The sequence below is a fragment of the Pseudomonas typographi genome (assembly GCF_014694385.1).
GTDB lineage: Bacteria > Pseudomonadota > Gammaproteobacteria > Pseudomonadales > Pseudomonadaceae > Aquipseudomonas > Aquipseudomonas typographi.
On the sequence record NZ_JAAOCA010000001.1, the window covers coordinates 172,904 to 183,037 of the forward strand.

The 10,134-nt window shown below is 62.4% G+C and carries 8 protein-coding genes; 5 read left to right on the plus strand and 3 right to left on the minus strand.

Features of this window, described 5'->3' with window-relative positions:
- The first annotated feature begins 54 nt into the window (after positions 1 to 54).
- From betI to betA, 3 genes are all read left to right on the plus strand, one after another.
- Positions 55 to 648 (plus strand): transcriptional regulator BetI, encoded by a 594-nt coding sequence (betI, locus tag HAQ05_RS00805; RefSeq protein WP_190416679.1) that lies wholly within the window; start codon positions 55 to 57, stop codon positions 646 to 648.
- Positions 649 to 728: 80 nt separating this feature from the next.
- On the plus strand, positions 729 to 2,201 hold the full coding sequence (betB, locus tag HAQ05_RS00810) for a betaine-aldehyde dehydrogenase (protein ID WP_190416680.1): 1,473 nt from the start codon (positions 729 to 731) through the stop codon (positions 2,199 to 2,201).
- Between the two features lie 71 nt (positions 2,202 to 2,272).
- On the plus strand, positions 2,273 to 3,967 hold the full coding sequence (betA, locus tag HAQ05_RS00815) for a choline dehydrogenase (RefSeq protein WP_190416681.1): 1,695 nt from the start codon (positions 2,273 to 2,275) through the stop codon (positions 3,965 to 3,967).
- 9 nt (positions 3,968 to 3,976) lie between these two features.
- Here the strand turns inward: betA and serB are convergent, their stop codons facing one another.
- Complete coding sequence (serB, locus tag HAQ05_RS00820) at positions 3,977 to 5,161, minus strand: phosphoserine phosphatase SerB (protein ID WP_238934982.1); 1,185 nt, start codon at positions 5,159 to 5,161, stop codon at positions 3,977 to 3,979.
- Positions 5,162 to 5,279: 118 nt separating this feature from the next.
- Between serB and HAQ05_RS00825 the strand changes: the two genes are divergently transcribed.
- Positions 5,280 to 6,797: an AhpA/YtjB family protein gene (locus HAQ05_RS00825; RefSeq protein ID WP_190416682.1), complete on the plus strand. Its 1,518-nt coding sequence runs from the start codon at positions 5,280 to 5,282 to the stop codon at positions 6,795 to 6,797.
- Positions 6,798 to 6,986: 189 nt separating this feature from the next.
- Here HAQ05_RS00825 and HAQ05_RS00830 read toward each other — a convergent pair.
- Both HAQ05_RS00830 and HAQ05_RS00835 read right to left on the minus strand, forming a co-directional pair.
- Positions 6,987 to 7,966, minus strand: a protein-coding gene (locus HAQ05_RS00830) for an IS5 family transposase (protein WP_238934983.1) whose coding sequence is annotated in 2 segments (ribosomal slippage) — positions 6,987 to 7,363 and positions 7,363 to 7,966 — 981 coding nt in all. Because the reading frame shifts where the segments join, the coding sequence is not laid out codon by codon here.
- Between the two features lie 388 nt (positions 7,967 to 8,354).
- Positions 8,355 to 8,753, minus strand: coding sequence for a nuclear transport factor 2 family protein (locus tag HAQ05_RS00835; protein WP_190416683.1), 399 nt, complete (start codon positions 8,751 to 8,753; stop codon positions 8,355 to 8,357).
- 185 nt (positions 8,754 to 8,938) lie between these two features.
- Here HAQ05_RS00835 and HAQ05_RS00840 point away from each other — a divergent pair, with 185 nt between their 5' ends.
- Positions 8,939 to 10,132, plus strand: coding sequence for an ABC transporter substrate-binding protein (locus HAQ05_RS00840; protein ID WP_190416684.1), 1,194 nt, complete (start codon positions 8,939 to 8,941; stop codon positions 10,130 to 10,132).
- The last annotated feature ends 2 nt before the right edge of the window (positions 10,133 to 10,134 follow it).

Consider the following 10,134-nt stretch of genomic DNA (forward strand, 5'->3'; position numbering starts at 1 on the left):
TGGCCCTCGCCAGTGCAAAGGCGCGCGCTTTTGCCAGGGCCACAGGAGAGCCCCATGCCAAAAGTTGGAATGCAACCGATCCGCCGCCAACAACTGATCGACGCCACCTTGCAGGCGGTGGACCGGGTAGGTATGGCCGAAGCGAGCATCGGGGTGATCGCCAAGACCGCCGGCGTGTCCAATGGCATCATCAGCCATTACTTCCAAGACAAGAACGGCCTGCTGTTCGCCACCATGAGCCATCTGCTCACGGAACTGGCGACCAAAACCGCCGAACGCCGCCGCGCCCTCAGCAGTGACAGCCCACGGGCCCACTTGCAGGCGATCATTGAAGGCAACTTCGACGCCAGCCAAGTGAACACCGCGGCCATGAAAACCTGGCTGGCCTTCTGGGCAGCCAGCATGCATCAGCCGGCGCTACACCGGCTGCAGCGGGTCAACGACCACCGTTTGTATTCGAACCTGTGTTGCCAGTTCCGCCGCGTGCTGTCTACCGAACACGCACGCAGCAGCGCCCGTGGCTTGGCCGCACTGATCGACGGCCTATGGCTGCGCGGAGCGCTGTCCGGTGACGCCTTCGACACCGCCCAGGCGCAGCGTATCGCCCTGGACTACACAGACCAACAATTAGCCAAGCGTCCCGCCTAGGCATCGCGACGGGCAGGCTTGGCCCAGTATCCACCGCCTAGCCCCCGCGGCCGGGCACCGACGCCTTGGGAGAACCACACATGGCCCGTTTCGGACTGCAAAAACTCTATATCGATGGCGGTTATACCGACGCCAGCGGCAGCGACACCTTCGACGCGATCAACCCAGCCACTGGCGAAGTACTCGCCAAGGTGCAGCGGGCGACCTCGGCGGATGTCGAGCGTGCGGTCAAGAGTGCCGAAAAGGGCCAAAAAGTCTGGGCCGCGATGACCGCCATGGAGCGCTCGCGGGTATTGCGCCGGGCCGTGGATATCCTGCGTGAGCGCAACGACGAGTTGGCCCAGCTTGAAACCCTCGACACCGGCAAGGCCTACTCCGAAACCCGCTACGTCGACATCGTGACCGGTGCCGATGTGCTTGAGTACTACGCGGGGTTGGCGGTGGCCATCGAGGGCGAGCAAATACCGCTGCGCGACACCTCTTTCGTTTATACCCGCCGTGAACCGCTGGGCATCACCGCCGGTATCGGCGCCTGGAACTACCCGATCCAGATCGCCCTGTGGAAGTCCGCGCCCGCCCTGGCGGCCGGTAACGCGATGATCTTCAAGCCCAGCGAAGTCACCTCGTTGACCACCCTGAAGCTGGCCGAGGTCTACACCGCCGCCGGGCTACCCGCCGGCGTATTCAACGTACTGACCGGCAGCGGCCGCGAAGTCGGCACCTGGCTGACCGAACACCCGCAGATCGAGAAAGTCTCGTTCACCGGCGGCACCGACACGGGCAAGAAAGTGATGGCCAGCGCCTCGAGCTCGACCCTCAAGGAAGTGACCATGGAGCTGGGCGGCAAATCGCCGCTGATTATTTTCGATGATGCCGACCTCGACCGGGCCGCCGACATCGCCATGATGGCCAACTTTTACAGCTCCGGGCAGGTGTGCACAAACGGTACCCGTGTGTTCGTGCCGGCGGCCCTGAAAGCGACCTTCGAAGCCAAGCTGCTGGAACGGGTGCAGCGTATTCGGGTAGGCGACCCACTCGATGAAAACACCAATTTCGGCCCCTTGGTGAGCTTTGCGCATATGGAAAGCGTGCTGGGCTACATCGCCAAGGGCCAGCAAGAAGGCGCGCGCCTGCTGTGTGGTGGCGAACGCCTGACCGCCGGCGCCCTCGGCCATGGCGCCTACGTGGCACCTACCGTGTTCACCGACTGCCGGGACGAGATGACCATCGTGCGCGAGGAAATCTTCGGCCCGGTGATGAGCATCCTCAGCTATGAAACCGAGGCCGAGGCCATCGCCCGCGCCAACGCCACCGACTACGGCCTGGCCGCTGGCATCGTTACGCAAAACCTTACCCGCGCCCACCGCGCGATCCACCAGCTTGAGGCGGGTATCTGCTGGATCAACGCCTGGGGCGAGTCGCCCGCGCAAATGCCGGTGGGCGGCTACAAGCAGTCGGGGGTGGGGCGCGAGAACGGCATCGTGTCGCTGGCGCAGTACACCCGGGTCAAGTCGATCCAGGTCGAGTTGGGCGATTACGCGTCGGTGTTCTAGCCAGCCACCGGCGGCGCACTGAATTCACCTCGTTAACCGGGGCCCCGCGCTAGGGCTCCGAGGGAGCCCTTATGCCTGAAGAATACGATTACATCATCGTCGGTGCCGGTTCGGCCGGTAACGTGCTCGCCACGCGCCTGACGGAAGACCCCGACGTGACCGTGTTGCTGCTCGAAGCGGGCGGGCCGGATTACCGCGCGGACTTTCGCACCCAGATGCCAGCGGCGTTGGCCTTCCCGCTACAGGGCCGGCGCTACAACTGGGCCTACGAAACCGAACCCGAACCGCACATGAACAACCGCCGCATGGAATGCGGGCGCGGCAAGGGCCTGGGCGGCTCATCGCTGATCAACGGCATGTGTTACATCCGCGGCAACGCCATGGACTACGACGGCTGGGCCAAACTGCCAGGGCTGGACGACTGGACGTACCTGGACTGCCTGCCTTACTTTCGCAAGGCCGAAAGCCGCGACATCGGCCCCAACGATTGGCACGGCGGCGATGGCCCGGTCAGCGTTACCACGCCCAAACCCGGCAACAACCCGTTGTTCAACGCCATGATCGAGGCCGGCGTGCAGGCGGGTTACCCCCGCACCGACGACCTTAACGGCTACCAGCAAGAGGGTTTTGGCCCCATGGACCGCACGGTCACCCCCGCTGGCCGGCGCGCCAGTACCGCACGGGGCTACCTGGACCAAGCCAAGCAACGCAGCACGCTGACCATCGTGACCCACGCCCTGGCCGATCGCATTCTATTCGACGGCAAGCGTGCCGTGGGGGTGAGCTACCTGGTGGGCACCAGCAACATGCCCCAGCAGGCCCATGCGCGCCGGGAAGTGATCGTGTCCAGCGGCGCCATCGCCTCACCACAACTGCTGCAGCGCTCCGGGGTGGGCCCGGCGGCCTTGCTCGAAAGCCTGGACGTGCCGGTGGTGCACCACTTGCCGGGGGTCGGCGAGAACCTGCAAGACCATCTGGAAATGTACCTGCAGTACGCCTGCACACAACCGGTGTCGCTGTACCCATCGCTGCAGTGGTGGAACCAGCCGCCAATCGGCGCCCGCTGGCTGTTTCTCGGCAAGGGCATCGGTGCCAGCAACCAGTTCGAGGCCGGCGGGTTCATCCGCACCCGCGAGGCGTTCGAATGGCCAAACATCCAGTTCCACTTCCTCCCGGTAGCGATCAATTACAACGGCACCAAGGGCGTACAGGAGCATGGTTTTCAGGCCCACGTCGGCTCGATGCGCTCGCCCAGCCGTGGCCGTGTGCAGATCACATCCAAAGATCCGCGCCAGCACCCGAGCATTTTGTTCAACTACATGGCCACCGAACAGGACTGGCAAGAATTTCGCGACGCCATCCGCATCACCCGCGAAATCATGGCGCAACCGGCCCTGGACGCTTACCGGGGTCGCGAGATCAGCCCGGGGCTGGAATGCCAGAGCGATGCGCAGTTGGATGCATTCGTGCGCAACCATGCCGAAACCGCCTACCACCCGTCTTGCTCCTGCAAAATGGGCACCGACGAGATGGCCGTGGTCGACGGCCAGGGCCGGGTGCACGGTATGGAAGGGCTACGGGTGGTCGACGCGTCGATCATGCCGATCATCGTGACCGGCAACCTGAATGCGCCGACTATCATGTTGGCCGAAAAGATCGCCGACCGCATTCGCGGCCGCCAACCGTTGCCGCGCAGCACCGCCCGCTACTACGTGGCGGGTGACGACCCGGTGCGCAGCAAGCCGCAGCGCGAGGCCGCGGCCTGACCCAGCCACTCAGGCATCCTTCACCCCGAGCAGGTACAGCACACCATCGAGCCCCAGGGTCGAGATGGCCTGCTGTGCTGACTGGCGAACCAGGGGCTTGGCGCGAAACGCCACGCCCAACCCGGCCAGGCCCAGCATCGGCAGGTCGTTGGCACCGTCGCCCACAGCGATGGTTTGTTCCAATGACACCCCCTCCTTGGCCGCCAGCTCACGCAGCAAATCGGCTTTACGCTGGGCATCGACGATCGGCTCGATGGCCACGCCGGTGCATTTGCCGTCGACCACTTCCAACTCGTTGGCGAACACATAGTCGATGCCCAGGCGCGCCTGGACCTGCCTGGCAAAGTAGCTGAACCCCCCGGACAAGATCGCGGTCTTGTAGCCCAGCCGATGCAGGCCGGCGAACAGTTGTTCGGCACCCTCGGTCAGGCGCAGCGAGGCGCCAATCGCATCGAGCACGCTCACGTCCAGCCCTTTGAGCAGGGCCAGGCGCTCCTTGAAACTGGCGCGAAAATCCAATTCACCGCGCATGGCACGCTCGGTGATCGCCGACACCTGCTCGCCAACCCCAGCCGCCTTGGCCAGTTCGTCAATGACTTCGGCCTGGATCAGCGTGGAATCCATGTCGAAAACCGCCAGCCGGCGGTGGCGGCGCTGCAGGGTGTCGGCTTGCAGGGCGATGTCCATCCCCAGTTCGCTGGCCGCGGCCAGCAGTTCGGCACGCAGCGCTTCGGCATTTTCGATATCGCCAGCCAGGGCCAGTTCTAGGCAGGCCTTCTCGCCCCCCTGCGCAGGCGGCACAGCCGACAACCGCTCGATGCCTTCTAACTGCAAGCCGTGGGCGTGCACGATGGCCACGGCCTTGGCCAGTTGCGCGGCCGACACCCGCCGCGACAACAGGCTAAGCACATGCTTGGGCGCGGTTTGCTCGGCCGCCCAGGCGGCATAGGCGCCACCATCCAGTTCACGGGCGTGTACCTGCGCCGTGGGGGCGGCGGCCTGCAATGCCGCCACCAATGGCCGCTCGTCGCCCTGTTCGAATTGCACCACCAGGCCCACGACGCTGTCGCCGAACACGCAGGCACTGCGTGCGTCGAGCACGCTGGCCGGCGCCGCAGCCAACGCCATGGCCACGTTGCCGGCCAACGCACCACACTGGCTGGCCATGATGTTGATCTGGACGATTCGAGCCAAGACGCACCTCATTTGCTAAAAAAACCGCATTCTACCCAGATTCAATGCCCGGCGGCGCTTTGACGCCCCCAGGGCGGTCGTTATACTGCGCAGCACATTCCGGCCAGAGAACCGCGCAGTGAATCGGCCCACACCTGTCAAAAACGATAATTTCTTCCTGCTGATCTTCCGCGCCCTGCGGCACCGCCGCACTCCGATCGCACTGCGAGTGGCCAGCCACAACGTCATCCTGGTGGCGGTGGCTTTGCTGATCTACGCCTGCGTGATGGGCCTGCAGTTCAAGCAAGCCATGCACGACCAGGCCGATGCGGTGGGCGAGAGCCTGACCGCGCAAACGGCGAACTCGGCCACCGAGCTGCTGGTGTCCAACGATATCCTCAGCCTCAACGTGCTGCTCGGCAACTTGGCGAAGAATCCCCTGGTGGCCCACGCAGCCATCTACAGTGCCGATGGCCGCACCATCGCCGAAGCCGGGCAAAAGCCACGGCCCGGGCTGTTGACCATGGCCGGGGGGGTATACGAAACCAAGATCAACTTCCAGGACGTGAACACCGGCGTGCTGCGCGTGAGCCTGAACATGGACCAGTTCCAGCAGCCGATGACCATCAGCCTGCAAAGCATGGGCATCCTCAGCGTGATACTGCTGGCCCTGTCGCTGGCCTTCAGCCTGCGCATCGGGCGCAACATCACCTTGCCGTTGCTGCAACTGCGGGTATGGCTGCGCGACCTGGACCCGTATACGCCAGGGGTCGACCGCCAGGACGAAATCGGCGACCTGGCCCGCCATCTGCAAAGCAAATTCGCCGCGCCCATGCCAGAACCAGAACCAGAACCAGAACCGGTACCAGAACCAGAGCTGGAGCAAGACGACGAAGACGGTGCCGCCCCCCCGGCCAACGCCAAGCCGGCATTTGGCAGTAAGCCGCCGGTGCAACGGCAGGTGCGCGCCGAGGAAGACGATGAAGACGATGCGGCGTTCGCAGACCTTGGCAGCTTCGACGACGATACGCCGCCGCCCCTGCCCCTGCCCCGTGCCGCCAGCGCTGCCCCCGCTATGGCCAAGGCGCCGCAGCATACGGCGGTATTGGCCGTGCAACTGGGCGGCCAGGAGCAACTGCGGCGTTTGCCGCGTACGCGCCTGGTGGAATTGCTCGAGCGTTACCGCGACGTGCTGGACCAGGCTGCGTCGTTGTACCAAGGCGTAGTCCACACCCTCAGTGATGGCAGTTCCCTGGTGCTGTTCCACAGCGACGACAGCGGCGATGATTACCTCACCAATGGCCTGTGCTGCGGCGAGCTGCTGCGTGCACTGGGCCACCAGCTGCAAATCGATGTGGCCGACAGCGGCATCACCTTGCAGTTGCAACTGGGGCTGATGCTGGCCGGCGACCTGCATGGCATCAACCAGGCCGACTTGCTACTCACGGAGCCTGCACAGGCGGCGCTGGCCCTGTCCCAGCACAGCCGCAACCTGTTACTGGTCGAGCGCCAAGTCGGCGAAGACAGCCTGATCCGCCAGCGCGCGCGTATCCGGCCCATCGCCAGCCCCGAGGGCGCCTGCTGCGTGGAACGGCTGTTGGAGCCCTACCCCTCGCTGCTGGAACGGCAACTGGCACGGATGTCGGATCGGCGGTAGCTAAGGGGGGTGCGCCAGCGCCGCCATGGCGCAGGGCGTTTAAGGATGGTCTGAAATAGCCCGATGTTTCTGACCGCTTTCAGCATCTGCTGATTTAAAAAATTGCGAATCGCCCCAGAAACGTTCAAACCATTCGCATGTCTGCTGTCTTCAGCCGCCATGAGTGAACCATGGCGGCCATTTCCCGCATTACGGACGCACCTCTCCTGCTGTGGCCAGTAACTGTCGGCGCGCCATCCACAGGTTCGACAGGGCGAACAGCGTGATCATCTGCACCGTGTTCTTCACCAACCCATGAAAGCGAACCTTGGTGTAACCGAACTGGCGTTTTATCACTCGAAACGGGTGCTCAACCTTGGATCGTGTCTGAGCCTTGGCCTTCTCGATCTTGCGGAGTGTTTTGTACAAGATGGTGTGTTTCCCATGCTTCTCGTACGTACTATGCCGCGCGGCAATCTGCCAAATGACTTGTCGGCCTTCATGCTCGGAGCGCTTTTCAACGCCTGTATAGCCCGCATCTGCTGACACCATGTTCTCTTCGCCGTGCAGCAATTTGTCGACCTGGTGACGTCCGCGACATTCGCAGCGGTGACGTGTACGTGGTGCACCAGGCCTGACTCGACATCGACGCCAATGTGAGCTTTGGCGCCGAAGTAGTACTGGTTGCCCTTCTTGGTCTGGCGCATCTCGGGGTCGCGCTTGGCGTCCTTGTTCTTGGTCGAACTCGGGGCATGGATCAGTGTGGCGTCGACGATGGTGCCCTGGCGCAGCGACAGGCCCTTGTCACCCAGGTAGCCGTTTATCACACCCAGAATCCCGGCGGCCAGCTCATGCCTCTCCAGCAGCCGACGGAAGTTGAGAATGGTGGTTTCGTCCGGAATGCGCTCCAGGCTCAGTCCGGCAAACTGGCGCAGGATGGTCGTCTCGTACAGCGCTTCTTCCATCGCCGGATCGCTGTAGCCGAACCAATTCTGCATCAAGTGCACCCGCAGCATCGCCATCAACGGATACGCCGAATGGCCACCTTCGCCCTTCGGATAATGCGGCTCGATCAATGCGAGCAACCCCTTCCATGGCACAACCTGATCCATCTCGATCAGGAACAGCTCTTTACGGGTCTGCTTGCGCCTGCCGGCGTACTCGGCGTCGACGAAGGTCATCTGCTTCATCGGGATACTCGGCAACAGGTCGTGCTGTGGATTTTGGCAAAACCAGGAAGCCCTTTTCAGAGTTTCTCCTTATGGGTGTGCCAAATTATCAGTAAATTCAGTATTATATGTTTTTTGGATTTCTTAGTTCGGCGTACTCCTGCCGCTCCTGACTTGTTAGTGCATGTCTGGCGTTGTGCAGCATCCTTGCCTTGGCCGGTGTTTTGACCATTCAGATAACAAGACCAAAGCGAACAACGATGGCAGCCAGTCGTCTGTCCATGTGAAGAGTCAGGATGCCAACAGCAAAAAATAGGCTACGGCCTGCGGCGGCACGACAGCAGGTCTACTGACTGTCGCTTCTGTCAACAACGTGCCTGCCGCTGGGTTGACGTGTGCCCCTTTACTTTCACGCCTTCGCAATCTCCGGCGCCAGCAGCCATTCAGCGCTGTCATTCCAAACGTCCATGTGGGTGATCTTGCCGTCACGCACTTCGAACCGATCCAGATAACGATTCCCCGAGAAACTGCGGCCGTCCGGCCATTCGCCGAACAGTGTTCCATTGGAATACACCACCGTGTGGTCGCCCCGGTCCATCCAGTCGAAATTCCCAAGGGCCTTCTTGACCCAGGCGTAGCGCGAGCCGTTGAAGGCGGTGACCGCCTGGGGAGTGGGCATCGCCCGGCCTCCGGTAAACGTAATCTTCACATCCTCACTCATGAACGTCGCGGCGCGGACCGGATCCGGCGCCATGGAAGCCTCGAGGAAACTGCTAACAATCTGTACGTCTTTATTGATATCAACCATCGTATTAACTCCTGACTCGAAGGATGTCCGGTGACCGTGAATGCCTCTGCTTGGTGCAAACCGCTTCGTTTTGGCGCGCAAAACTGGGTCTTTTACGGCGAAATCAGCGGTTTCAAAGGTGCATATGACTGGCATCCTACTTGCTAGCAATAAATATGCAACTGCTAGCAATCAGGAGAATAAATATGGCCACCCGGCTTCCAAACCTGCAACGTCTGCTGTTCCCCGTGGCTGCGGCAGTCACACTTTCTCTCGCGATGTTCGGTGGCGCGCAAGCGGTCGAACCTCCGATCAAAGTCGGTCTGGTCGCCGCATTGTCGGGTCAGTCGGCCAAATCCGGCGAAGCCCTGACGCGCGGCCTGACCATGGCCATCAATGAAGTCAACGCCAGCGGTGGCGTGCTGGGGCGTCAACTGGAGCTGGTGCGTCGCGATGACGAAAGCAACCCGTCCAAGGGCATGCTTGCCGCCCGCGAGCTGGTCCAGCGAGAAAAAGTCACCGTGCTGTTTGGTGGTCTGGATACGCCGGTATCGCTGGCCATCGTACCGCTGGCCAATCAGATGAAAGTCCCGTTCATGGCTATTTGGGCGGCGGGGACGAAAATCACCGAGAACGGCGCAGCCGATAATTACGTCTTCCGGGTGTCCGCTGTCGATGAACTGGTGGACGAAGCGCTGGTGAAATACGGCGTCGACAACGGCATGAAGAAGCCGGGGATGATCCTCATCAACAACCCATGGGGCGAATCCAACGAGGCGGGCTTCAAGCGTGCGCTGGAAAAACGTGGCCTGGCCAATGCCGGGGTCGAACGCATTCAAGACAGCGATCTGGATGTCGTGCCACAACTGACCCGCCTGAAAAACGCTGGCGCCGACACCCTGCTGATGGTCGGCAACGTCGGGCCTTCGGCGCAGGTGGTCAAATCCCTCGACCGCATGGGCTGGGACGTGCCGGTGGTTTCCCACTGGGGCCCGGCCGGTGGCCGATTCGGTGAACTGGCAGGTCCGAGCGCTGCCCGGGTGCATTTCATCCAGACCTACGTGTTCACCGAGCACAACAGCGCCAAGGGCGACGCACTGCTGGCGGCCTTGAAAACGGCTTATCCGCAGATCAAGACCCTGGCTGACGTCACGCCGGCCGTGGGCATTGCCAATGCTTACGACGCGCTGCATCTGGCCGTTCAAGCCATCGAAAAAGCTGGCAGCACCGAAGGCCCGGCCGTACGCGACGGGTTCTACGCCATCAGCGACTACGACGGCTTGATCAAGCACTACCAGCAGCCGTTCAGCGCAACGAAACATGATGCGTTGGGCCCTGACGACTACATCTTCACGCATTTCGTCAACGACCAGATCGTACCGCTCAAGCCGCAGGAATAAGC

Coding starts and splice junctions, on each gene's coding strand:
- betA (WP_190416681.1), top strand. CDS start 2,273: ATGCCTGAAGAATACGATTACATCATCGTCGGTGCCGGTTCGGCCGGT.
- betI (WP_190416679.1), top strand. CDS start 55: ATGCCAAAAGTTGGAATGCAACCGATCCGCCGCCAACAACTGATCGAC.
- HAQ05_RS00835 (WP_190416683.1), bottom strand. CDS start 8,753: ATGGTTGATATCAATAAAGACGTACAGATTGTTAGCAGTTTCCTCGAG.
- HAQ05_RS00840 (WP_190416684.1), top strand. CDS start 8,939: ATGGCCACCCGGCTTCCAAACCTGCAACGTCTGCTGTTCCCCGTGGCT.
- betB (WP_190416680.1), top strand. CDS start 729: ATGGCCCGTTTCGGACTGCAAAAACTCTATATCGATGGCGGTTATACC.